This is a genomic window from Mycobacterium szulgai (assembly GCF_002116635.1).
Taxonomy (GTDB): Bacteria; Actinomycetota; Actinomycetes; order Mycobacteriales; family Mycobacteriaceae; genus Mycobacterium; species Mycobacterium szulgai.
The window spans coordinates 21547-44378 of record NZ_LQPW01000086.1; the positions used below are offsets into that span (position 1 = coordinate 21547).

A 22832-nucleotide genomic window follows, 5' to 3' on the forward strand; every position below is an offset into this window, starting at 1 on the left:
GGAACGTTCATCGCACTGCGGCTTCCTGTGCCCGCGGTGTCACGGCGACCTGCAACCGGGTCAGGCCGCGAAGATTGGCGTTGGTCGTCCACTCCGGCTGCCCGAGGATCTCGATCCGGTCGATGTTGGTGACGATCTCGCGCAGCACCGCCTGTCCCTCAATCCGCGCCAGCTGGGCTCCGGGGCACAGATGGATGCCGGAGCCGAACGCCAGGTGGCCGACCGGATTGCGTGCTGCGCGGAAGGCGTCGGGGGCGTCATACTGGCGCGGATCCCGATTGGCCGCTCCCCATGCCAACAGCACCAGCGAGCCTTTCGGAATCATCGCGCTTCCTACTGAATAGTCGACTCGTGTGGTACGGCAGATGTTTTGGATCGGCGTCACGAATCGCAGTTGCTCCTCGATTGCCGACGGGATCAAATCTGGCCGCTGCCTGAGGAGTTCGAGCTGATCCGGGTAGTCGGCAAGGGTGAGGAACAAGGTGCTGATCATGTTCGCGGAGCTCTCGTAGCCCGCAACCAGCAACAAGACCGCAAAGAAGAACAATTCCTCACTGGTGAGCCGGCCGCCGTCGGCCTGCGCGGCGAGGCGCCCCAGGATGGTGCACTCGCCCAGCAGCCCATTGTCAAGCCAATGAGTGAACAGCGCGCGCAATCGCCGAAATCCGGTGAAGCCCTGGACGAGTGAGGTTAGCCCGGACGCCGACAACCGGACATCGGTGATACGTATCGCCTGGCTCGACAAGCGGCAGAAATCAGCGACGTCAGGCCCCGATATGCCCAAGACGTTGGTGATGGTGCGCATCGGCATGGGCGCGGAAACGGTGGACACCACGTCCGCCGGTGCCTGAGTCAGCAGCCGGCCGATGAACTCGCGCGCGAGCTCATCGATCATCGGGCGCCAGGCCTCCAACGCGCCACGCGCGACACCCGGCGCCAGCTGCTTGCGCATCCGGGTGTGCGCCGGCGGATCGGAGGTAGGCAGGAAAGGCAGACATATCCGGGAGAAGGTGACTCCGCGGGCGCTGGACAGCGCGTCATGATTTCGCGCGGCCTCCCGGACATCGGCGAAGCGGCTCAGGATGTAAACGTCTCGTTTGGCGTTGTAATGCACTCGTTCGCCGGCCAGCAGCTCCCGGTAATGCGGGTACGGATTGGCCGCCGTTGCGGGGTCGAATGGATCGAAGTCGGTGAGCTGCACGCCCTTTCGGGCGCGTTTGCCAAGGATGCGGGAACGGGTCTTAGCGGCGAGCCTCAGTGCGAGCGACTTGGCAACGTCGGGTCCATACGTCCCGACCGTCTGCGCATCGCGCCAGACGGTTGATGTCGCGGGCTCGGGCATCCTGTGCTCATAGGGACATCGCCCCTCGGATGCCGTCAGCTCATCGGTGAACTGCGTCGCTGTCATCGCCCTCCCGTTTCAGGCAGCGAACGTTTTTAAACACCTGTAGGGTAGCGGCGCTGTTGGCCCTCACGCGGCAGGTTGGGCAAAGTGTCTTGCAAAGGTGTTTTGCAGTCGCCACGCCAGCAACCGTTTGACCGGTCGCCGTTTAACCACTAGAACCGCGTTCAATTTCGTTGAGCGCGAACGCAACTGCTATCTTGCACGCCATGGCCACGTCATCCGATAAGGAGCGGCGCAAGCAACTGCGCGATGCCTACAAGCAAGCTGAGCGCGAAGCCGGCCCGAAGCTGACTCGGATCGACTACGAGCAGCTGGAGGATCTGCTCGATTACCTCGAAGAACAGTTCGACGAGGAGCCGTGCGACCACTCGGCCCGGCACGCCCAACGGTGGGCCGAGTCGCGCCACATCGCGTGGGCCGGACTGGCGCCGGAGCTGCAGGAGTTCGGGGGCTACTGCGACTGCGAGATCGTCATGAATGTCGTACCCGAAGAGGTATTCGGCTAGGCGTTCTGAACGCTGCCCTGCACCCGCAATTGCTCGGCCAGCGAGCGGATTTCGCGTCGCAGCTCATCGATTTCGAACGCCGTCGCGGCCTGGTTCTCGGTGTCGGTTTCCGAGACCCGTTGCACGATCCAGGAGGCCAGCGATGCGGTCACCACGCCGACGAGTGTGATGCCGCCGACCATCAACAGCACGGCAACCACTCGACCGGCGACGGTCACCGGATACAGGTGCCCGTAGCCGATGGTGGTCACGGTGCAGATGGACCACCACACGGCCTGCCCGAAGGTGTTGATCGTCGCGCCGGGCTGATCGCGCTCGGTGTCGAGGATGGCCAGCGACGCCACATAGATCAGCAGCAGCACGGCGGAAATCGTGTACGTCAGGATGCGGCCGCGAACGGCGTTACCGATGGCTTTCTGCAGCACTCCGACCAGCACGACCAACCGCAACAGCCGCAGCGGCCGCATCAGCGGCAGCGCCACGATGAGCAGATCGAACAGGTGTAGCAGGAACCATTGCCGGCGATCGGACGCCAGGCTCAGCCGCACGAAGTAGTCGATGACGAACAGGCTCCATGCGGCCCAGCTCGCCATCCACAGGATGCGTGCCTCCTCACCCAGCGGGCGGGTGAGCACCTGCACCGAGTACATGACCAGCAAGACGATGGCGACCAGGGCCAATGGCCACTCGGTCCGCTGCTCCCAGAGCTGTTCCTTGGTTTTCTTAGCCACGCGGCATTGCCTCCGATGAGATGAGTTCCTGCCGAAATTTCTAGCAGCCAAGCTGTGTGGCCAGGTCGCCGATGTCGGCGGCGTTCACATCGAACTCATCTTCATAGGCCACGTCCGCCGCGCCCCCGACGCCGAATTCCAGCGGACGCGCAATGAACGCGGTGCGGAATCCGATCCGGGCCGCGGCGCGGATGTCGTATTTGTGGCTGGCCACCATCATGATCTCGGCAGGTTCCAGGCCCAGATAGGTCGCGGCCATCCGATAGACCGCCGGGTCGGGCTTGAACACCCCGGCCATCTCCGCCGCGAAGATGGCATCCCAGGGCATTTGGGCGCGCTTGGAGATGTTGATGACGGTGCTGACGTCGGCGTTGGACAGGGTGGCGACGGTGAATACGGTTTTCAGCCGGGTCAGTCCGGGCACCGTATCCGGCCATGGTTTGAGGCGCTGCCAGGCCAGCGTGAGTTCGTCGCGTTCGGCGGCGCTGAGCCCGGTGGCTGCGCATTCCTCCAGCACAGCGTCGAGCACCCGACGGTAAACCGATGACACTGAAACCCATCCACCCTGGCTCGGCGTGTTGTCCAGGGCGGTGAAATAGCCTGCCCGCCAACGTGTTACCACGTCGGCCCAATCGACATCGGGGTGGCGTCCGGCGCTGATCCGCGCCGCTTCCTCGCAGACCGTCGAATGAAAGTCCGTCGCGGTGCCTTGCACGTCGAATAGCAATGCCGTGGGCTTCGCCATTACGCCATCATGCAGGGCTTTGCGGTGGTCCGGTAATCCCGTTCATGCCGGCTTGACCCAACAGCCAGCCGCCGCGGCCGCCCGCGCCGCCGGCGCCGTCGATGAACCCGCCGTCTCCGCCATTGCCGCCATTACCGCCGGTCCCGATCATTCCGGCGTCTCCGCCCTGTCCGCCGCTGCCGCCCTTGACTCCGCCGACGCCGCCGTCGCCTCCGCTGCCGCCGCTGCCGATCAGTCCGGCGTTGCCGCCGTTTCCGCCCGCGCCGCCGTCGTTGCCGAACCCTTGCCCGCCGGCGCCGCCGGCACCACCGCTTCCGATCAACCGGCCGCCGTCGCCGCCCGCACCGCCGTTGCCCCCGTTGCCCGGACCGAATCCGCCGGAACCTCCGGCACCGCCGTCACCCGAGAGCCAGCCCGCGCTGCCACCATTGCCGCCGTTGCCCCCGTCGAGGGTGCCGCCGGCGCCGCCCGCACCACCACCACCGCCGTTACCGTAGAGCCAGCTGCCGTCGCCGCCGGCCCCGCCGTTGCCGCCGCTGTTGTTGCCGAATCCGCCGACGCCGCCGTTGCCGCCGTCGCCGGCGAACACACCGGCGTTGCCGCCGGCACCGCCCGCACCGCCGTTGTGCACGATGCCCGTGCCGCCGGCGCCGCCCGCACCGCCGTCGCCGGACAGCCAGCCCGCGTTACCGCCTGCACCGCCCGCGCCACCGGAGCCGGAGTTGCCGCCTGCCCCACCTGCGCCGCCCGCGCCGCCGTCACCGGAAAGCCAGCCGTTGCCACCAGCGCCGCCGGCCCCACCGTTGCCCAGCCCAGCCCCGCCGGTGCCACCCGCGCCGCCGGTGCCGAACAGACCGCCCGTGCCGCCGGCGCCACCGGCGCCGCCCGCACCGCTCAGCGAAGTGCCGCCCGCTCCGCCGACGCCGCCGCTGCCGAACAAGCCGCCGGCGCCGCCGGCCCCGCCGGCGCCGCCAGTGCCGTTCACCGAGCCCCCGCCGGCACCACCAGCCCCACCGTTACCGAATATCCCTGCGTTGCCACCGTTTCCGCCTGCTTGGCCGGCAGCACCCGATCCTCCGTTACCCCCGTTGCCCCAGAGGATGCCACCATTCCCTCCGTTTTGACCGGTTCCCGGTATACCGTTGGCGCCGTTGCCGATCAGTGGGCGGCCGAACAGATATTCGGTGGGCGCGTTGAGCGCATTCCAGGCGTTCTGCTCGGCATTTTGCAGCTCTGTCTCCACGTAAGCGACGGCGCTGCCGTCTAATAGCTGCACGAACTGCTGGTGAAATTCCGCGGCGGCTCTACTGAGCGCCTGATAGACCTCGCCGTGCTCGGAGAATAGCGCCGCGATCATGACGGATACCTCGTCCGCGCCGGCGGCCAGTATTCCCGTCGTGGAACCTGCCGCAGCGACGGCGGCCTCATCGATCGCTTCGCCGATACTCGTCAAATCGATTGCCGCGACCGCTAATGCGTCTGGGACGGCAGCCAGGTACGACACGTAGGTCTCCTAATATTTCTCGAAAACACTTGCTGCGCAAGCTGGTTCTGCTCTGCCACCGAGCGCTGGAGCTCGGATTGGCCGTCAGAGTAGCGGGCCGGACGGCTAAGCGCAGCACCGCAGAATCCTGCTAATAATTGAAATTGTGCGGATTCTATTGCCGCAAAACGCTTTTCAGCGATACTTCGGATTTCCTGAGCATTTGCAGGCAGATCACCTAAGAGCGCTCAGATATGACCTACGATATCGTAGGTTAGCCCATAGCGCGAGTTATCAAGACACACAGCACATTCGGCACTATGTACCCTTGTGAAAAACAGCCCGCGCTGCTACCGCGCAATAGAACTGGATTCGCTTTTCCTGAACGGGCGCTACGCCGCAGCGGCTTTGGCGTTAAGGTAGGCGACTATTCCTTGGGTGACGGCCACGGCATACCGCGCCCGGCCGTCGGCGCTTTGCATCAGGGCGGCATCGTCGGCGTTCTTCAAGTTGCCGAGTTCGACCAGGACCGCCGGGTACTGGGCCAGATTCAGTCCGGCGAGATCCGCGCGGCCGTAGAGACCGTCGGAGCCGCGGTAGGTCGACGGCTGAAAGCCGGCTGCGGCCAGCGCGTCGCGCATCAGGTGTGCGAGCTGGAGTGCCGGACCTTTTTGGGCGTCGTTGGACGGCGGGCTGGAGTAGTTCACGTGGAATCCCCGGCCGGATGCCGGTCCGCCGTCGGCGTGGATGCTCACAATCGCGTCGGGATGCATCGCGTTGGCCATAGCGGCGCGTTGATCGACGCACGGGCCGGCGGCGTTGTCGCTGTCCCGGGAGAACTGCGTGCTGACGCCTTCCTGGTTGAGGGCAGCGCCGATCAGCCGGACTACGTCCAGGGTGAAGGCATGCTCTGGATAGCCGTCGTCTGCTGCGGCGCCTACGGTGTTGCACGGCTTGGTTCCGCCCCGACCATTGGGGACCTGTCGGTCGATCGAGGAGTCGTAGACACCACCGTGTCCTGGATCCAGAAATACCGACATTCCAGCGAAGCCGGCGGCGGCCCGTGGGGCGCCCAAAAGCGGGCCGAGGCCGAGCACTGCCGGCGCGGCTGCCGCGTATTTCAGGACGCCACGCCGGGAGAAGGAACGCTTACCCTCCCCCGGATCCCTCATCGCGCGATGGTAACAATCAGCGCATAGGCCCGCCCTTCCCCCGATTGGGAAATATGTAGTGCATGAGTTGGGCACCTTGGGTTCCGTAGATCCCGCGGTCGTCGCCGCGCAACACCCAGTTGTGCTGTTGGTCGGCACGAGCGGCAAGCCCGTGCCGATAACGCGCATCAGCAGCCAAGCGCCGGCTGTACCGACGATGGATTGCCCGCCCGAGGAAACCGAGCGCAACGAGCGCCGCCGCACCAAGGATCCACCAGATGAACTTGACGATGATCGCGGCGATCACCAGCAACACAATCAATCCGGCGAACCCACCACCGGAGTTCGAACCCGACGAAGCCATGCCCCGCAAATTACTCAACCGCACCGACAAGCAACTTGTGCCGAGCGAACACAGATCAGCACCACGCGGCCCTCGGGCATGCGATTCTGTGTTGTTCAGCATCCGATCCCATCCGGCTAGGACACTCGATGAAACTTTCGGCACTCGCTCTGGTCGGGGCCGCTGCGGTTGCCGCGGCGATCGCCTTCCCACCGTCGGCGCATGCGGATCCGCAAAATTTCCAATCGCCGTCAGGAAACATCTACTGCACCTTGGACAGCATGGGCGCCGCTTGCGATATCAGCGAGTACAACTATCAGCCCCCGCCGCCGCCCGAGTGCGGCAAACACCTCGCCTGGGGTAGTCGGTTCACGCTGTCGTCCGGCGCGGCGGGAGCCATCGCCTGCCACGGCGACACCTTGCGGGTTCCGGGCGAGCCGACCCTCAACTACGGCCAGACCGCCACCGCGGGCACCATTACCTGCGCCAGCGAAATGTCGGGGATGAAGTGCAGCGACAGCAGCACCGGTCACTTCTTCCGCGTTTCCAAGGACTCCTATCAGCTGGGCTGACGGGCCAGGGAGCTCTCGGCGGCCCCACCCCGATTTCAAATGCGATAGCGCCGGTGATATCGCATTTCAGAAGGCATCACACCCTCGGACGCGGCCTGGGCACCGAAAGACCGTTGACGCGCGATCGACACGGCCGTGGAAACCGAACCCCCATGACAGCAGTACGGGAGGTGTTGGGGCTCAGCGATTTTGAAGCCGCGTGCGCTGCCGGGGCCGCATTGTCCGCAGAGGAAGCTTGGGCAACAACAGGATTGGTGAGCGGCTGTTCATCTCACCGCGAACGATACAACGGCATCTATGGCACGTCTATGTCAAGCTTGGGATCACTTCACGGCTGCAGCTCATGCGAGAGGCAGGCCGCTGACCGCCTAGGTGTACGCGTGCCACGGCAGCAAGTTTGCGCGTTTGTGCCGATGTTTTATGCGTCGGCGGCAGCAAAGCTGGCTACCATGAGCCAACACGCGGAAATGCCGCCGCTGACCTGGAGCGAATTGGGCGTGAGCGAGTTGCTGCCGACCGGAACGGTGACGCTGCTGCTTGCTGACGTAGAGGGCTCGACGCGGCTGTGGGAAGCCCAGCCCGAGAAGATGACTGCCGCACTGGCGCAGCTGAACCGGACGGTGAACCAGTCCGTCGCCGCCCATGACGGCGTGCGACCGCTGGAACAGGGCGAAGGTGACAGTTTCGTGGCGGCGTTCGCCAGGGCATCCGACGCCGTTTCATGCGCGCTGGCGTTGCAGCGCGCCGCGCTAAGCCCCATCCGGCTGCGCATCGGAATACACACCGGTGAGATACAGCTGCGCGACGACGCCAACTACGCCGGTCCCACGGTCAATCGAACCGCCCGGCTGCGTGATCTGGCGCACGGCGGGCAAACCCTCCTTTCGGGGGCGACCGAACCGCTGGTCATTGATCGTCTCCCGGATGGTGTCTGGCTCGCCGATCTAGGTAGCTATCCGCTGCGCGACCTGCCGCGTCCTGAGCGCGTCGTGCAGCTGTGCCATCCCGACCTGGACAACGAGTTTCCACCGCTTCGCGTCCGCCAGGCTGCCGCGTCGCACAACCTGCCCGCCCAGCTGACGAGTTTTGTAGGGCGGCAAGCCCAAATGGCCGAACTCCGCCAGATGGTCAGCAGCCAGCGGCTTGTCACATTGACGGGTGCTGGCGGTTCGGGAAAGACCCGGCTTGCCGTCGAAGTCGCGTCGCAACTCGTGACCGAATTCGCCGAGGGGATCTGGTACGTCGATCTTGCACCGATCACCAACACGGCAGTGGCACCGCTGACCGTCGCGCGCACACTTGGCCTGCCCGATCAGCCGGGCCGCTCCACCACGGACACGCTGGTGCGGTTCTTCGGCGACAAGGTGATGCTGCTGGTGCTCGACAATTGCGAGCATCTGCTCGACGCGTGCGGCAGTTTGGTGGTCGCGCTGCTGGCGGCCTGCCCGCACCTGGCGGTGCTGGCCACCAGTCGCGAACCGCTCGGCGTGCCCGGCGAATTAAGCTGGCGGGTACCGTCATTGCCGCTTGCTGACGAGGCCGTCGAGCTGTTCACCGACCGCGCCCGACGGGCTCGGCCCGAATTCGTCGTCGGACAGGCCGATGCGGCGTTAGTGACCGAAATCTGTGAGCGCCTGGACGGTATGCCGTTGGCCATCGAACTTGCCGCTGCGCGGGTTCGGGCGCTGTCGCTGCGCCAGATCGTGGACAGCCTGCACGACCGGTTCCGGCTACTCACCGGCGGGGCACGCACGGCGGTACGCCGCCAACAGACGCTGCGCGCCTCGGTGGATTGGTCGCACGCGCTGCTCACCGAGCCCGAACAGGTCTTGTTCCGGCGCCTATCGGTGTTTGCCGGCGGGTTCGATCTCGACGCCGCCCAAGCCGTCGGCGCCAGCAGCGCGGTCGAAAGCTATCAGCTGCTCGACCAACTCAGCCTGCTGGTGGACAAATCTCTGGTGCTCGCCTACGAAACCGGCGACGTCATGCGGTACCGGTTGCTGGAAACCGTGCGCCAGTATGCGTTGGAAAAGCTCGGTGAGTCCGGTGAGGCCGACGAGGTGCGCACCCGACATCGTGACCATTACACGGCAACGGCCGTCGAGTTGTATTCCCGCGAGCTGGCCGGCCTGGAGTCGTTACTGCAGTGGGTGCGCGTCGAGATCGACAACCTGCGTGCCGCGTTCACCTGGAGCAGAGAGACCGGCGACCGCGAGGCGGCGTTGCGTCTGGCTTCCTCCTTGGTCCATTTCTGGTTGCGCTGCGGCAGTTTCCGCGAAGCGGTAGCGGCGTTCGACGCGGTCCTGACCGACAAGTGCCCCGAGACGGTTGCGCCGAGCGTGTGGACACGTGCCGTGGCCGACCAGGGCACCATCGCAGCTTGGGTGGCGCTCCCCACGAACGCAGATCGCGCCAAGGAGGCCCTGGCCGTTGCCCGCCAACTCGATGACCTGGAGTTAATGCTCCGAACGCTCAACGCCTGCGGAATGATCGCCTTCTACGATGCCGAGGTAGCCGAGCCGTACCTCGCTGAGGCGATCGACCTCGCGCGTGCCATGGGTGACGACTGGAGCCTGTGCCAGATTCTCAGCTATCGGGCGGCCACCGGTGCGATTGCGGGCGAACTGGGCGCAGCGCGCGCTGCCGCGCAAGAGGGATATGAACTCAGCGAGGCACTTGGCGACCAATTCGTCTCCCGCGGTTGCCGAGCATGGCTGGGCGTGACGCTCTTTCTGTCGGGCGAGCTCAAAGATGCCGCTGAGGTGCTTCATTGCCTGGCCGAAGAGGCCGAAGCCGCCGGGGAGCTGCCCATGCAGACGTTTGCGTATGTGGGCTACGGCTACCCGCTGGCACACCAGGGTCAGGTGGCCGCTGCACATGCGGCTGCGCGCGCTGCGCAGAGGTGCGCCGAAGCGATGGGCGGGGTGTACGCCGACTCGGTGTGCGCGACGTTGTCCACCGCCGCACTCGCCGCTGGTGACGCCGCGGCCGCCAGACGGGCAGCCGAGGATGCCTTTCAGGCGGCGATTCCGGTTCGCATGCTCTTCACCTGCAGCGTCACCCCGGCCGCCGAGGCCGCACTGGCGTGTGGCGATCTAGCCGGGGCTCGTGATTTGGCCGACAAGATCGTCGCGGTAGTTCCGGGCTGCCATCAAGTGGCCGCGCTGACGGCTCGCGCTTATGTCGCACTAGCGCAAGGTGAACCAGAGCAAGCCACGCGCGACGCGTATGAGGCGCTTGCCGCCGCCGCCGAAACACGGGGCTACGTGCGGGTTCCTTACACACTTGAGTGTCTTGCCGGCATTACCGCCGAAGCCGGTAATTGCTCGTACGCGGCGCGATTGTTAGGCGCGGCCGCCGCGATGCGGCGACGGCAGGGCGATGTCCGGTTTCCGATGTATCAAGCCGGATACGAGGCGGTGGTGGCTTTGGTACGGGAGGCGTTGGGGCCGAGCGATTTTGATGCCTCCTGGGGAGAAGGTGCCGCTTTGTCGACCGAAGAGGCAATCGCGTATGCGCGTCGAGGCCGGGGCGAGCAAAAGCGCCCGCGAAGCGGGTGGGGATCCCTGACACCGATGGAAAACGACGTCGTACGCCTGGTGCGGGAAGGCTTGGGCAACAAGGAAATTGGTGAGCGGCTGTTTGTCTCACCGCGCACAGTACAAACGCATTTGACGCATGTATTCGCGAAACTAGGGTTGGCGTCGCGCGTTCAGTTGATGCAAGAGGCGAACCGTCGCCGCTGAACTCTTATCGGGTGGTCTGTCAATAGCGCGGCGTCAGCCGGGGTGCGCCCGACGCGCCCGAGTGAGCAGGCAAAATGGTTCACAGCGCAGCGTTGGCGCGTTATGGTCTGGCCAGTTACTGACAGATTGTCGATGGGAGGGCTCGTTGGAGGGAACTTCGTTCGGCAATTACTGGCTGCTCGAATTGCTGGGCCGCGGCGGCATGGGTGAAGTGTGGCGGGCATACGACACCGTCACCGAGCGTGTGGTCGCGCTCAAGATTCTGCCCACCCAGATTTCCGACGACGAAGTTTTCCAGCAGCGGTTCCGCCGCGAAGCCCATACGGCCGCGCGATTGAGCGACCCGCATCTGATCCCGATTCATACCTACGGGGAAATCAACGGGCAGCTGTTCGTGGACATGCGGTTGATCGAGGGCCACGACCTACAGTCGGTGCTGAGCCGGGGGCCGCTACCCGCGGCGCGGGCGGTGCGCATTACCGAACAAGTCGCCAAGGCACTGCACGCCGCCCACCGGGGCGGACTGTTGCACCGGGATGTCAAGCCCGCCAACATCTTGCTCGACGCAGACGACTTCGCCTACCTGATAGATTTCGGCATAGCAAGCGCGGCAGGCGAATTGGGCTTGACCGCGGCCGGCGATGTGATTGGCACCTCGCATTACATGGCCCCCGAACGGTTCAGCACTGGACAGGTCGACGCCCGCTCGGACATCTACTCGCTGGCCTGTGTGCTCTATGAGTGCTTGACCGCGCGATACCCCTTCCCTGGCGACACGCTGGATCAACAGATCACCAGCCACCTCACCGCTCCGCCGCCGCGGCCGTCGAATACCAACCCCGGGCTGCCCGGGGGTCTCGACAATGTCATCGCAAAGGCGATGGCCAAGAATCCCGGCGATCGCTACGGCACGGCGCTGGATTTGGCGCGTGCTGCACACGACGCCCTCAGCACGCCGCCGCTGCGGCCTTCTGGATGGGTTCAGTCGGCAAGCCGAATCGATGCCCACGCCCGTCCGGAATTTGGCCAGCCGCAGCCCCCGTCACCGCGGAACCCCTCCGGCCCGATTACCGTCCCGCGGCCGCTGCCGCCGGTGTTGCCGCCCCCGGGGCGCGAAGCCCCTAGACCGGTGATCGCTGCGATGCGGCCGCCGCCGCCGTGGTGGCGACGCAAGGTCCCGCTTATTTCGGCCGCCATTCTGGCCGCTGTCGCTGTCGCTATTGGGGTCACGGTCGCCGTCGGCAATTCCCATCCCGCCGGCGAACAATATCAGCAGGTGACGCTGCCTTTCACCGGGCTGCGCGACCCCCAGGGTTTGTCGGTCGACATTGGCGGCACCGTCTACGTCGGCGACACCATGCACAACCGGATCCTGGCTTTGTCCGCGGGCGCGACCACACCGGCCGTGCTGCCGTTCGAGGGCCTCAGCTATCCGACGGGTGTGACCGCCGACAACACCGGCACCGTCTACGTCAACGACGCCGGCAATAAACGGGTACTGGTGCTTCGTCCCGGCTCGACCACACCAACCGCCCTGCCGTTTACCGACCTGAGCAATCCGACCGGTCTGACCGTGGACAGTAGCCGCACCGTCTACGTCACCGACACGGGCAAGAATCGCGTGGTGGCGCTGCCCGCCGGTTCCACCACGCAAACCGAGCTGTCCTTCAGCGGCCTCAACGGACCCACCGGTTTGGTGGTCAACAGCAGCGGCACCGTCTACGTCGCCGACGGCGGCAACAATCGGGTGCTTAAATTGCTCGCCGGCTCGAATGTGCCAGTCACGCTGCCGTTTACCGGGCTCAACCAACCCGGCGGTGTCACCCTGGACAACGACGGCGCCGTGTACGTCACCGACAGTGGGAACAACCGGACGCTGAAGTTGCCGCCGGGCTCGTCAAAGCAAGAAGTGCTGCCGTTCAAGGGGCTGAACTATCCGTGGGGCTTGGCTGTCGACAACAACGGCACGGTCTATGTCGGTGGCCGGAACGATCAGATCGTGGCGTTGCGGCAGAAGTAGGTTGTGGACCCTACATCAAGACTCTTTGAGCATTCAGCGTGCTTGAAGTCGGTGGCGTAATGACTCCCCCCACCCCCCGAGGGACCTACGACTACCCCACCAGTGCCCTTATGCCCTGGCCGCCACACCCCTCCCCGCGACACCATCCACTTACGAAGTCTGCGAGCGCCCGACCTGGACAGCGACCCAGACTTCGGATGGGAGAAGCAAAGTGACCAAACCAATTCCGCCACTTGACCTTTCATGGCTATTGATCGAGTCGCCGGCCGGTACCACCCACGTTGGCGCGATGCTGCTGTTCAAGAAGCCCAAAGGCCAGGAACCCGTCGCCGAGATCGTGCAGACCTACCGGGAGTGCACGCCTGAGCCGCCGTTCAATTATGTGCCGGAACTCTTGGTCCGCGGCGCGCCCCACTTCCGGGAGGTGACGAGTTGGGACCCGCATTACCACGTCGGGCACCTGTCGCTTCCCGCAAATGCCACCTACGACGACCTGCTGCGCCTGGTCGCCGATCTACACGAGGCTCAACTGGATCGCCACCGGCCACTGTTTCGCTGCTGGGTCATCGACGGCCTACCGGATGACATGTTCGCGATCTACACCAAGACCCATCACTCGATCATCGACGGCGAATCGGGCCTCAAACGGCTCTACGCCGGCCTGAGCACCACCGACCTCCCCGGCATTCCCAAACCAGCCTTCGCGCTCGGCCTGCCGGCACCCGAACCGCACCCGCACACGCCACTGATTGAAAAGGTCGCCGACTCGATCCGCGGGACCTTGACGCAGTTCTCTGCACTGAATCAGATCGCCCTAACCGCGCTGCGCAAGGTGCTCACCGGCCTACTCGGATCCCATCTCGAGGGCAGCCTGCCATTTGTCGCACAGCACGCGCCAACCAACGTGCCGCTGGAGATCGGGCGCCGATTCGGCACACTTTCCCTTCCGCTGGCCGAGATGCGCGAGGTCGGCCACCACTTCGGCGCGACCCTCAACGATGTGGCGGCTGCCGTCATCGACGGCGGACTGCATGCATACCTGCGCGCCACCGACCGCGAGTTCGCGCACCCGTTCATCGCGATGTGCCCGGTGTCGCTGCGCGCCGAAGACGACACGACGATCGGCACCCGGGTGTCGGCGATGTTCGTGCGGCTCGGCGAGCCCCGCGCCAGCACGCCCGAGCGAATCCACCAGGTGGTGGACTCGGTCGCGACCGCCAAAAAAGAGCTCGGCGGCATGTCCAAAGAAGCGGCATTGACCTATGCGGTCGGCCTCGTCGCACTCGCCGGCCTGGGCGCCTCCACACACCTGGACCGCATCACACATCCGGCCTGCAACCTCGTCATCTCCAACGTGGCAGGCGCCCAGGAGACCCGGTACCTCAACGGCGCCCGCCTACTTGGCATCTATCCCGTCTCCGCACTCGCCGCCTCGATCGGGCTCAACGCCACGCTGGCGTCCTACCACGACGACATGAATTTCGGCTTCGTCGCAAACGCCGCCGCGATCGACGACGCGACGCTGCTAGCCCAGCTGACGCTGCAGGCCTACGAGGAGCTGAAGGAAGCGGCGGGAACGCGGACTCCGGCCCGCGCGTCGTCCTGAAACGACGGCCCCTGAAAAGAGCGTTACCCGGCCGACCGGCGCCTGGAACCGCGCCGTGCCCGGCTCGCCCCAACCAGCCGCGCCACCCCTTCTTCGATTCCGGTGGCGAGCGCCTGAATGTCGGGCGCGGTTGCGTAGTCAGCAGTGATGCCGAACACGAAGCTGTCGGCGTAGCTGACCATAGCAACGCCGGTGCGCAACTGCAGCGCGATCGGCGGGATGGGCAGCATCTCCAGCACCCGCCGACCCATCAAGTGCTGTTGTCTGCGCGGACCGGGAACGTTGGTCGCCACGGCGACCACCGCCTTCTGCGGCAGACGACTCAACAAGCGAACTCCCCACGCCGAGAAGGCAAATGGAACATTTTTGGCGGCTGCAGCCAACGCACTGCCTCCTTGGCGCTGGCCGCTGCCTTTGGCCGTGACCAGCCGGCTGTGTACCAGCTGCAGCTGCTTCACCGGGTCCGGCTCGTCCACGGGCAATAGCGGCAGCATCGCCGAGACTCGATTGTCGGTCTTGTTGAAGTGATTGGTGCCGCGCACCGAAACCGGAACCAGGGTGCGCAGCGAACTGTGCCCGGGCTGTTCGCCGCGGTTGAGCAGAATGCGTCGGTAGCTATCGGTAATCGCCGCTAGCGCAACGTCATTGAGCGTCACATCGAAGGCCTTCGCAACTTCATTCAGGTCGGCCAGACGCACCCGCGCCGCATGGTAGCGGCGCAACGTGGTGACGGGACCGTGCAATGACGATTCCGGGGCCGGATTCAACAGACTGGCCGTCAACTCGGCTGCACCCAGGGCGGCGTGCTCGGCTGCGACGGCCACCCCAAAGGCGCTGCGTACCAACCCGCTTACCACGCTGAACGGGTTCAGGCTGAACTTGATGGGCAGCCCAAATCGGCGCTGCTGCGCGGCGCGAATGTCGGTTGCGTAGCTGCCGCCACCTTCGTCGTCGCTGAACTTCGCCAACATCTGAGTGGTCGCGATGCCATCGGCAATGCAGTGATGCAGCTTGGTCAGCACCGCCCACCGGTCATCACTCAACCCCTCGATGAAGAAGCAATCCCACAGCGGGCGTTCCCGGTCGAGCCGGCGCTCCATCACGGTCGCCACCATTTCGAACAATTCCGGATCCCCACCCGGATGCGGCACGGCGACGCGGTGCAGATGACGGGAGATGTCGAAGTGCGGATCCTCCACCCATTCGGGTGAACCGAGATCGAGCGGATGAGTCCGCAGCACCTGCCGGCACCGCGGAATCGACGAAGCCCGATCGGCGAACGACGCGACGAACTCCTCGTAGGTCGGCGGCGGCCCCTCCATGATCGACACCCCACCGATCGCCAGACTCACATGCGGATCGGCATCTTCGACCTCAAGAAAAGTCGCGTCGAGCGGCGTCAAATGCTCCATTCGGTAACTGTCCGCCCCGCACGCACCAGGCCGTCAGAGTAAGAAGTCATATCCTCGAGGGCCAAACGGCAAAAATCACGCCGGCCGGGGCGGCAGTGCCCGAAGCCACTTCTCGGTAAGCAACTCCAGCAGCTGCCCATCCGGATCACGGATCATCGCAGAATGCGCAGACACCGTTCCTTCGACCACCACTCCCCCAAATCCCTCGACCTTCTCCAACACGCCACCGAGATCGGACACCCAGAACGAAATATGGGTCAGCCCCACCTGATCCATGGCGCGCTGCGAACCGGCGTGAACGGCACGCCGGGAGTAGTCGATGAGTTCGAGTACAAACCCGTCGCGTACCAGATACGTCGCATGCACGCCGAGCGGCTCGGGCAGTTGCACCAGCTGAGAAGTGCGGTCGTCGGGCGGTTCGATCTCCCACCAGAACTCGAATCCGAGTAGGCCTTCATAGAAGCGGCGCGAGCGCTCCCGATCCGCCACGCATAGTCCGACATGATTGAAACCCGTTCGGTGACTGCCCATTTCGGCGCCGTATCTTCAGCCCGCGGCCCACTCCTTGGCCCGCTCGAGCTCGTCGAGTTTGAACAAGGCGATCTCGCCGGGAACCATCCACGCCAGCGCATGCAGCGTGTGGGTGACCCACTCCTTATCGGTTACTACCGCGATCCGCTTGAAGGCCGAATGATGCTGGAACAGCGCGCCGAAGCCCAGCTTGAGGTCCTCGACGAACCCGCCGGGGCCGAAGCCCTCGTAGTCGGACGCGATGACCTCGACAATCCTGAGTTCGCCGGTTTCCAGCGCTTGCTCCATCGCCGGCTTGACCGCGCGCAGGTCGTCACCGAGCAACCGGCCGGAGACGCGAATGCCGGTCACCCCCTGAGGCATGTCGGACAGCATTTCGATCATCGAATTCCCCTTTCTCCTCGATGAGCCCGGTCCGCAATTTACGCGCGCGGCGCGCGCTTCGGCCAGCTAGCTACAGTGAATCGCTGAGCGGCACGGTCGAAAGGTGAGGTCTTCATGAGCGACGCTACGGCGCGGTTCGCAGAAATCGTCGGCGATGGCAACCTGCTAACCGGCGACGCGATCCCCGAAGACTATTCACACGACGAGGAACTGACGAGCCCACCACAGAAACCGCCTACGTCGCCAAGCCGCACAGCGCCGAAGAAGTCGCCGAACTACTCAAAGCAGCCACCGAGCACAAGGTGCCCGTCACGGCCCGCGGATCCGGCAGCGGCCTATCCGGCGGCGCGCGGCCGCGGAAAGACGGGCTGCTGATCTCGTTCGAGCGGATGAACCAAGTCCTGGAGGTCGACACCACCAACCAAGTGGCCGTCGTGCAGCCCGGAGTGACGTTGACCGAGCTGGACCACGCGACCCTGGATGCCGGGCTGAGCTACATGGTCCACCCGGGCGAGCTGTCCTCCAGCGTGGGCGGCAACGTCGGAACAAACGCCGGCGGAATGCGCGCGGTCAAATACGGCGTGGCCCGACACAACGTGCTCGGACTGCAGGCCGTGCTGCCGACCGGCGAGATCATCCGAACCGGCGGCAAGATCGCCAAGGTATCCACCGGCTACGACCTGACCCAGCTCATCGTCGGCTCCGAAGGCACCCTGGCCCTGGCCACGGAGGTGATCGTCAAGCTGCATCCGCGCCTGGCCCACAGCGCCACCGTGCTCGCCCCCTTCGCCGACTTCGACCAAGTAATGGCCGCGGTACCCAAGGTTCTTGCCGCGGGACTGGTGCCCTACATCCTCGAGTACATCGACAACATGACGATGGCCGCACTCATCCACACGCAGAACCTCGAACTGGGAATCCCAGACCGGATCCGCGACAGCTGCCAGGCCTACCTTGTTGTGGCACTTGAGAACCGAACCGCAAGCCGGCTCGAAGAGGATGTCGACACCACCGGCGAATTACTTGCCGAACTGGGTGCCGTCGACGCCTATGTGCTCGAAGGCGGCTCGGCACGCAGGCTGATCGAAGCGCGCGAGAAGGCATTCTGGACGCTCAAGGCCATCGGCGCCGACGACCTGATCGACACCGTGGTACCGCGCGCGGCGATGCCGAAATTCATTGCCGCAGCTCGCGGTTTGGCATCGGCGGCCGGTGGTGCCGCGGCCGGCTGCGGCCACGCCGGCGACGGCAACGTGCACCTGGCCATCATCTGCAAAGACCCGGATAAAAGGAAGCAGCTGATGACCGACATCTTCGCGCTGGCAATGGAATTGGGCGGTGCGATCTCCGGCGAACACGGCCTTGGCCGAGCCAAGACCCCTTACTTCGTGGAACTCGAAGATCCAGCCAAAGTTGCGCTGATGCGCCGCATCAAGCAAAGCTTCGATCCCGCCGGCATCCTCAACCCCGATGTTGTCTTCGTCGCGCCCGACTGAAACTCAGTGTCCGCCTTTGTGTTTCTTGCCCGGATGATTCGGCGCCGGCGCCGGCGCCGGGAGAACCGGGGAGCTGCTGGGCAAGGGCGTTGTTTCGACGACGGCGCTCGTCGGCGGCGGCATCGGCGTGGTGGTGGTTACCGGGGTCGGCGGCCCCGACGACGATGAGTCCACCACGAGCAGAATGATCGCCAATACCAGGGCGGCAAGGATGGCCGCCGCCCAGAGTCTGCGCCGGGGTTCCCCTGCGGACTTGAGTTCCGCGGCAGCCGGCGTGTAGGTCTGCACGGGGGGCAGCGGCACTTCCATGATTCGAGTGCCGTTCGAAGAGAAGGGATTTGGCCGCGTATCAGCTCCGGCAAGCGCGGCGCGCATCGCATTGGCGTGAGCGAATCGTTGTTTTGGATCGCGCGCCATCGCGCGTTCGATCGCTGCGGCAAGATTCGGCGGCACGTCCGGACGCAACGCGGCAAGCGGCGGCGGTGTCTCGTTCAAGATCGCACGCGCCAACGCGCCCAGCTCTTCCTGCGGGAACGGCCGCCGCCCGGTCAGCGCCTCATAACCCACCACGCCTACGGCATACAGGTCGTCGGCCTCATTCGCCGGTTTGGACGCCAACCGGTCCGGACTCAAATAGGCCATGCTGCCGATGATTTCGCCGGTCTTCGTATATGCGCCGCCGGATGTCTTGGCGATACCGAAATCGGCCAGTTTAGGTTCCCCGGTGGCGGTGAACAAAATGTTGGCCGGCTTGACGTCGCGATGGAGTATGCCGATGCTGTGCGCCTCGGCAAGGGCACTCAGAATTCCGTCGAGAATGCACTGCACGAACGGCACCGATAGCGGTCCCCGAGCGATGTGGTCAGCCAGCGTCACCCCGGGCAGTCGCTCCATCACGATGAACGGCAGCCCTTCGTGCTCGCCGACGTCGTGCACAACTACGACATGCGGGCCGGTCAGCTGCGCGGCCGCATGCGCCTCGGTCTCGAACCGCAGGCGGCCATCGGCCCTGGCACCACCCACCGGGTAGAGCAGCTTGATCGCAACCGGGCGTCCCAATCGCAGGTCCCACCCGTCCCGCACCTCGGCCATCGCGCCCCGGCCCAACACTCCGCCCAGTTCGTAACGACCGTTGCCCAGAACGGATCCCGACGACGTCGGCACTCGGTCAGTGCACGGCTCGCGCCGACTCTGAGTGTCTTGAATGGTCGTGTGGATCGCCGCCTCTCGGAAGCTGAACTGGGCAGTGCTTGCCACATCGGTTATCCAACTTCTGTGAACCGAAACGTAAAAAGCCCCGCTTGTTGACCCGCTGGTCGACTAAGAACCAGCCGAGGCGTATTGCAATACCGGCTCCGCCGAGTCGACGTGGCCGTTGCTCACTATGGTCAGCCGCTCGGGCCGCACCTGATACCGGACGCCGTTTGCTGGATTGGTCACATCGAACCCACCCGAGGCGCGCACGGCGTTGGTGAGTTCGATGTTGGCCCCATCACGGAGCCGCTCGCCGCGGTAGTAAAAGCTGCCGGGCCCGGCCTGACACACCACCGCGAGCGACTGGGCGGTTCGTACCACTGCCGCCGGCGGATTTCCCGGGTCGCAACGCGCCGAATGACCGACGAATCCGAGTCCGTCGGCGCCCTGCACGGGGCGCGAGAGCGACGGCATCGTCGTCGTGGGAGCCGGTACCGCCGGCGGCGCGGCCGGCGCCGCTTCCGGGCGGTGGGCCATCTGGCCGATCGCCGCTATCACCGCCAGGACAACCGCGACGCCCAGGATCAGCACCGCCGCCGCGGTCAGTATCAGTGGTATCCGCCCAGATCGCGCCCGCCGCGGCAGCAGCGCTCCCGGCAAATACGGGCCGTAACCGGTGTCATCGGGGGTCTGCTGCACGGTCTCCAACGGGCGAGTGTCGGTCGGCCCCGATGAGGCCGCCGCGCGAGCCGCGGCAGCCAGCTCACCCGCCGACGAAAACCTCTCCGCCGGATCTTTGGCCAGACCGTGCGCAATCACGTCATTGAAGGCCCGACCGATTCCCCGGCGCATGATGCTCGGCCGCGGCGGCGGTGCGAACAAGTGCGCGTCAATCACCTCTTGCGGGTGCTCACCCCGAAACGGCGGCCAGCCGGTAAGGCACTCGTAGAGCACGCAGGCCAGTGCGTAGACGTCGGTTTGCGGCCCAACGCGCCCGCCCACGAACCATTCGGGCGCCAGGTAGCTCGGGTAGCCACCGGGGTGCGCACTGCCGAACTCGACGAGATGGGCCAACCCGTCGGCGCTGAACCGGATGTTCTCTGGCCTGACGTTGCGGTGCAGCTGCCCCGCGGCATGCGCGGCATCCAAGGCGGCCGCTACCTGCGCGATGATCCACACCGCCCGCGCGGGGTCAAGCGGGCCGTGCTCGCGTAGCTGATCCTTCAGGCTGGCGCCGTGGACTCGCCCGAACGGCGACGACATTGACATTCCTCTCGTTGCTTTCTGAGACAATCGGGCGCTCCCAGGGTTCCCGAATCACCCGATCGCCTAACCCGCGGGATTCAGGCAAGCAATTGCGTAACGACGCCGGCAATGATGTCTTGCGGGTCCTGCTCGATGCCGACACCGCGCAGCTCGCCACCGATGGCAAGAGCCGCGACGCCGTGCACCAGCGACCACAACGGCGCGGCCGCCTCTCGCGGGTCCTGTCCCTCGAAGATCCCCGATTCCTGGCACTTTGTCACCGCGTCCAGGAGGTCACCGAACGCCTGCTGGGCGGCCGACGCCAGCGCCGCGTGGTCGGCTTTGGTGAGCTCGGCGCCGAACATGACCCGGTAGTGGTCGGGGTGGCCGATCGCCCAGCGCACATAGGCCGCCCCGAGCTCGATGACCCGGCACTTAGGATCCGCCGCCGCCCGGGCGGCGGCGTCGAGCTCGGTGTGCAGATCGTGAAATCCCTGCTCGGCGACGGTGGCCAGTAGCTCAGCCTTGTCAGCGAAGTGCCGGTAGGGCGCCGCGGCGCTCACACCGGCGCGCCGTGCCGCCTCGGTGAGCGTGAAGCCCTTCGGTCCCTTCTCGGCCACCAATGACAATGCCGCGTCGGTAAGCGCGCGTTTGAGATCGCCGTGGTGGTAGCTGTCCCGGGCTGCCATGTTGACGACATTAACATTGCGGTATATGTTAATGCTATTAACATCTTTGAGTGGGGTTGCCATGAATAAACAACTTCAAGCCGAATCGACCCGCGCCGGCGACCATGACCGGCAAAAGACCGCCGCGTTGCTGGGCCAGGCACTGGCACAGGGCTATCTGCAGCTGGACGAATACGAGGAGCGTCTGCAACGCGCATTCCAGACACAGGTAACCGGCGAACTACGCGGCGTTCTCGCCGATCTGCCCCTCGATCGCATCCGGCGTGCCGATCCGCGCCGTCGCGCCGCGCGGGTGGCCGCGGCCCGCCGGGCGGTCCGCATCCATCTGGGCGCCTACCTCGCGATGGTCGCGGTCGTGCTCGCGGTCTGGGCCGCGGTTGCCGCGACGACGGATGCCACCTACTTCTGGCCGATATGGCCGATTCTCGGTGGCGCTATCGGATTCATCAGCCACGCGTGTTGCCCGCCAAGACAATTCGTCGCACGTTGACCGATGACCGTCTACATTCGCGACACCACACCGCGTCCGTGACCATACCTAAAGTCATGTTTGGCGGATGACCGCCATCGTGGCCGGCATCACCGACGCACTCGTTCACCGTCTCGCCGAGCGGGCGCAGGAGGCCGAGGAGCTGCGCAGGCTGCGCGGTCCGCGCTGATGCTCGCCTGGCCGCCGCCCGTATCGTCAGGGAATCACGCGCCGTCATCGGCCTATTGCTGGAGGCGTCTGGCGCTAGCGCACACTTCCTGAGCAGCCCGCTGCAACGAGCCAAAAGCGACGTCGACGTGCTCAGCCGGGGATGACGACGTCAGCCGAGAACTGGCCGGCGCCTTGGCAATTGGGCTCAAGATTTCACCCACCACAGTGGTCTAGCGCCCGCTGGTCAGCCGCTCCACATCGACGACCTCACCACGATTGATGCTCACCCAATCGCGTCCATCGAGGTAGGGCCGCAGGCTGCGGCCGATGAGTTCGGCGTCGGCCGCGGTCTTGGGCCGCTGCAGCTCGTAAACGTGCGGCAGCGCGGCCATGCCCGTGACGACATCCCACAGTTTCAAGGCGGCGGGCCCGGTCGGCGGGTCCACCAGCACCGGCCCAAACAGGCACTGCCCGTCCATGAACAGCGTCGGCACCCCGAAGCCGGCCGCATCGACGACGCGCTGATGCTCGGTGCGCACCTCATCGTGGGTGGTCGAATCCGCAAGTGCCGCATCAAGAATCGCCGCATCGACGCCGATATCGCCCAGCAGGCGGCGTGCCACCTCAGGATCGTGGGGCTTGCCGCCCAGGGTGTGCAGTTCGCGACCGATCACGGCGTACCACCGGTCGAGCAACGCCATATCCCTGCGGCGCAATAGCACGCCGATGCGCATCAGGGACCAGCCGTAGGACCAGTCTCGCTCCCAAGGGTGTTTCTTGCCTTCGACGCGGTTGATCTCCTCCAGGCTGAAGAAGCGCCAATTGATGGTGATGCCCAACTGCTCGCGCACATCGCGAATCCAAAGCGACGTTTGATACGCGAACGGGCACATCGGGTCGAAGTGGAAATCCACGCTGCTGCTCATCAGGTTA

General features: G+C 65.3%; 20 protein-coding genes and 2 pseudogenes. 9 read left to right on the forward strand and 13 right to left on the reverse strand.

What is annotated here, in order from left to right; genetic code table 11:
* Positions 1-7 precede the first annotated feature (7 nt).
* Positions 8-1408, reverse strand: coding sequence for a cytochrome P450 (locus AWC27_RS13505; protein WP_085670947.1), 1401 nt, complete (start codon positions 1406-1408; stop codon positions 8-10).
* Between the two features lie 203 nt (positions 1409-1611).
* Here AWC27_RS13505 and AWC27_RS13510 point away from each other — a divergent pair, with 203 nt between their 5' ends.
* The gene (locus AWC27_RS13510; RefSeq protein WP_085670948.1) at positions 1612-1911 is read left to right on the forward strand and encodes a DUF2695 domain-containing protein; all 300 of its coding nucleotides are present in this window, start codon (positions 1612-1614) and stop codon (positions 1909-1911) included.
* Here the strand turns inward: AWC27_RS13510 and AWC27_RS13515 are convergent.
* The 5 genes from AWC27_RS13515 to AWC27_RS13535 form a co-directional block, all read right to left on the reverse strand.
* Positions 1908-2642, reverse strand: a complete 735-nt coding sequence (locus tag AWC27_RS13515; protein ID WP_085670949.1) for a potassium channel family protein — start codon at positions 2640-2642, stop codon at positions 1908-1910. The genes AWC27_RS13510 and AWC27_RS13515 overlap by 4 nt on opposite strands.
* Positions 2643-2682: 40 nt before the next feature.
* Positions 2683-3387, reverse strand: a complete 705-nt coding sequence (locus tag AWC27_RS13520) for a haloacid dehalogenase type II (protein ID WP_085670950.1) — start codon at positions 3385-3387, stop codon at positions 2683-2685.
* A gap of 7 nt (positions 3388-3394) precedes the next feature.
* Positions 3395-4891: a PE family protein gene (locus tag AWC27_RS13525; RefSeq protein ID WP_085670951.1), complete on the reverse strand. Its 1497-nt coding sequence runs from the start codon at positions 4889-4891 to the stop codon at positions 3395-3397.
* Between the two features lie 371 nt (positions 4892-5262).
* Complete coding sequence (locus AWC27_RS13530) at positions 5263-6042, reverse strand: Rv3717 family N-acetylmuramoyl-L-alanine amidase (RefSeq protein ID WP_085670952.1); 780 nt, start codon at positions 6040-6042, stop codon at positions 5263-5265.
* A gap of 16 nt (positions 6043-6058) precedes the next feature.
* A complete protein-coding gene (locus tag AWC27_RS13535) occupies positions 6059-6385 on the reverse strand; it encodes a hypothetical protein (protein WP_085670953.1) in 327 nt (108 codons plus the stop codon).
* A gap of 128 nt (positions 6386-6513) precedes the next feature.
* Between AWC27_RS13535 and AWC27_RS13540 the strand changes: the two genes are divergently transcribed.
* From AWC27_RS13540 to AWC27_RS13560, 5 genes are all read left to right on the forward strand, one after another.
* Positions 6514-6936: a DUF6636 domain-containing protein gene (locus AWC27_RS13540; protein ID WP_085670954.1), complete on the forward strand. Its 423-nt coding sequence runs from the start codon at positions 6514-6516 to the stop codon at positions 6934-6936.
* Between the two features lie 199 nt (positions 6937-7135).
* Complete coding sequence (locus tag AWC27_RS13545; protein ID WP_085670955.1) at positions 7136-7300, forward strand: LuxR C-terminal-related transcriptional regulator; 165 nt, start codon at positions 7136-7138, stop codon at positions 7298-7300.
* Between the two features lie 85 nt (positions 7301-7385).
* The gene (locus AWC27_RS13550) at positions 7386-10682 is read left to right on the forward strand and encodes a LuxR family transcriptional regulator (RefSeq protein ID WP_085671053.1); all 3297 of its coding nucleotides are present in this window, start codon (positions 7386-7388) and stop codon (positions 10680-10682) included.
* 145 nt (positions 10683-10827) lie between these two features.
* A complete protein-coding gene (locus AWC27_RS13555; RefSeq protein WP_085670956.1) occupies positions 10828-12702 on the forward strand; it encodes a serine/threonine-protein kinase PknD in 1875 nt (624 codons plus the stop codon).
* A gap of 211 nt (positions 12703-12913) precedes the next feature.
* Entirely contained in the window at positions 12914-14308 is a 1395-nt protein-coding gene (locus tag AWC27_RS13560; RefSeq protein ID WP_085670957.1) for a wax ester/triacylglycerol synthase family O-acyltransferase, read from the forward strand.
* A 23-nt stretch (positions 14309-14331) separates the two neighbouring features.
* Here AWC27_RS13560 and AWC27_RS13565 read toward each other — a convergent pair whose 3' ends face one another.
* The 3 genes from AWC27_RS13565 to AWC27_RS13575 form a co-directional block, all read right to left on the reverse strand.
* Positions 14332-15720 carry a WS/DGAT/MGAT family O-acyltransferase gene (locus AWC27_RS13565; protein WP_085670958.1) on the reverse strand — a complete coding sequence of 463 codons (1389 nt, stop codon included), beginning with the start codon at positions 15718-15720 and terminating at the stop codon, positions 14332-14334.
* A gap of 75 nt (positions 15721-15795) precedes the next feature.
* Positions 15796-16251 (reverse strand): VOC family protein, encoded by a 456-nt coding sequence (locus AWC27_RS13570; RefSeq protein WP_085670959.1) that lies wholly within the window; start codon positions 16249-16251, stop codon positions 15796-15798.
* A 15-nt stretch (positions 16252-16266) separates the two neighbouring features.
* Positions 16267-16635: a SpoIIAA family protein gene (locus AWC27_RS13575; RefSeq protein ID WP_085670960.1), complete on the reverse strand. Its 369-nt coding sequence runs from the start codon at positions 16633-16635 to the stop codon at positions 16267-16269.
* 114 nt (positions 16636-16749) lie between these two features.
* Here AWC27_RS13575 and AWC27_RS13580 point away from each other — a divergent pair.
* Positions 16750-18131 (forward strand): annotated as a pseudogene (locus AWC27_RS13580) (FAD-binding oxidoreductase).
* 3 nt (positions 18132-18134) lie between these two features.
* Here AWC27_RS13580 and AWC27_RS13585 read toward each other — a convergent pair.
* The 3 genes from AWC27_RS13585 to AWC27_RS13595 all read right to left on the reverse strand — a co-directional run bounded on the left by AWC27_RS13585 (position 18135) and on the right by AWC27_RS13595 (position 21259).
* Positions 18135-19388: a serine/threonine-protein kinase gene (locus AWC27_RS13585; protein WP_245847053.1), complete on the reverse strand. Its 1254-nt coding sequence runs from the start codon at positions 19386-19388 to the stop codon at positions 18135-18137.
* A gap of 63 nt (positions 19389-19451) precedes the next feature.
* Entirely contained in the window at positions 19452-20588 is a 1137-nt protein-coding gene (locus tag AWC27_RS13590) for a protein kinase domain-containing protein (RefSeq protein WP_245847055.1), read from the reverse strand.
* A gap of 80 nt (positions 20589-20668) precedes the next feature.
* Positions 20669-21259, reverse strand: a complete 591-nt coding sequence (locus AWC27_RS13595) for a TetR/AcrR family transcriptional regulator (RefSeq protein WP_085670962.1) — start codon at positions 21257-21259, stop codon at positions 20669-20671.
* 61 nt (positions 21260-21320) lie between these two features.
* On the opposite strand from AWC27_RS13595, the gene AWC27_RS13600 reads away from it, so the two are divergent.
* Positions 21321-21749, forward strand: a complete 429-nt coding sequence (locus tag AWC27_RS13600) for a DUF1707 SHOCT-like domain-containing protein (protein WP_085670963.1) — start codon at positions 21321-21323, stop codon at positions 21747-21749.
* Positions 21750-21904: 155 nt separating this feature from the next.
* Positions 21905-22133 (forward strand): annotated as a pseudogene (locus tag AWC27_RS13605) (acyl-CoA dehydrogenase family protein); the annotation flags it as partial.
* Here AWC27_RS13605 and AWC27_RS13610 read toward each other — a convergent pair.
* Positions 22130-22825, reverse strand: a complete 696-nt coding sequence (locus AWC27_RS13610; RefSeq protein WP_085670964.1) for a mycothiol-dependent nitroreductase Rv2466c family protein — start codon at positions 22823-22825, stop codon at positions 22130-22132. The pseudogene AWC27_RS13605 and the gene AWC27_RS13610 sit on opposite strands and share 4 nt — an antisense overlap.
* Positions 22826-22832 lie beyond the last annotated feature (7 nt).

What these genes read in the sequence shown, in the direction of transcription:
- AWC27_RS13505 (WP_085670947.1), bottom strand. Translation starts at nt 1,408, where the DNA reads ATGACAGCGACGCAGTTCACCGATGAGCTGACGGCATCCGAGGGGCGA.
- AWC27_RS13510 (WP_085670948.1), top strand. Translation starts at nt 1,612, where the DNA reads ATGGCCACGTCATCCGATAAGGAGCGGCGCAAGCAACTGCGCGATGCC.
- AWC27_RS13520 (WP_085670950.1), bottom strand. Translation starts at nt 3,387, where the DNA reads ATGGCGAAGCCCACGGCATTGCTATTCGACGTGCAAGGCACCGCGACG.
- AWC27_RS13530 (WP_085670952.1), bottom strand. Translation starts at nt 6,042, where the DNA reads ATGAGGGATCCGGGGGAGGGTAAGCGTTCCTTCTCCCGGCGTGGCGTC.
- AWC27_RS13535 (WP_085670953.1), bottom strand. Translation starts at nt 6,385, where the DNA reads ATGGCTTCGTCGGGTTCGAACTCCGGTGGTGGGTTCGCCGGATTGATT.
- AWC27_RS13540 (WP_085670954.1), top strand. Translation starts at nt 6,514, where the DNA reads ATGAAACTTTCGGCACTCGCTCTGGTCGGGGCCGCTGCGGTTGCCGCG.
- AWC27_RS13550 (WP_085671053.1), top strand. Translation starts at nt 7,386, where the DNA reads ATGAGCCAACACGCGGAAATGCCGCCGCTGACCTGGAGCGAATTGGGC.
- AWC27_RS13565 (WP_085670958.1), bottom strand. Translation starts at nt 15,720, where the DNA reads ATGGAGCATTTGACGCCGCTCGACGCGACTTTTCTTGAGGTCGAAGAT.
- AWC27_RS13570 (WP_085670959.1), bottom strand. Translation starts at nt 16,251, where the DNA reads ATGGGCAGTCACCGAACGGGTTTCAATCATGTCGGACTATGCGTGGCG.
- AWC27_RS13575 (WP_085670960.1), bottom strand. Translation starts at nt 16,635, where the DNA reads ATGATCGAAATGCTGTCCGACATGCCTCAGGGGGTGACCGGCATTCGC.
- AWC27_RS13590 (WP_245847055.1), bottom strand. Translation starts at nt 20,588, where the DNA reads ATGTCGTCGCCGTTCGGGCGAGTCCACGGCGCCAGCCTGAAGGATCAG.
- AWC27_RS13595 (WP_085670962.1), bottom strand. Translation starts at nt 21,259, where the DNA reads ATGGCAGCCCGGGACAGCTACCACCACGGCGATCTCAAACGCGCGCTT.
- AWC27_RS13600 (WP_085670963.1), top strand. Translation starts at nt 21,321, where the DNA reads ATGAATAAACAACTTCAAGCCGAATCGACCCGCGCCGGCGACCATGAC.
- AWC27_RS13610 (WP_085670964.1), bottom strand. Translation starts at nt 22,825, where the DNA reads ATGAGCAGCAGCGTGGATTTCCACTTCGACCCGATGTGCCCGTTCGCG.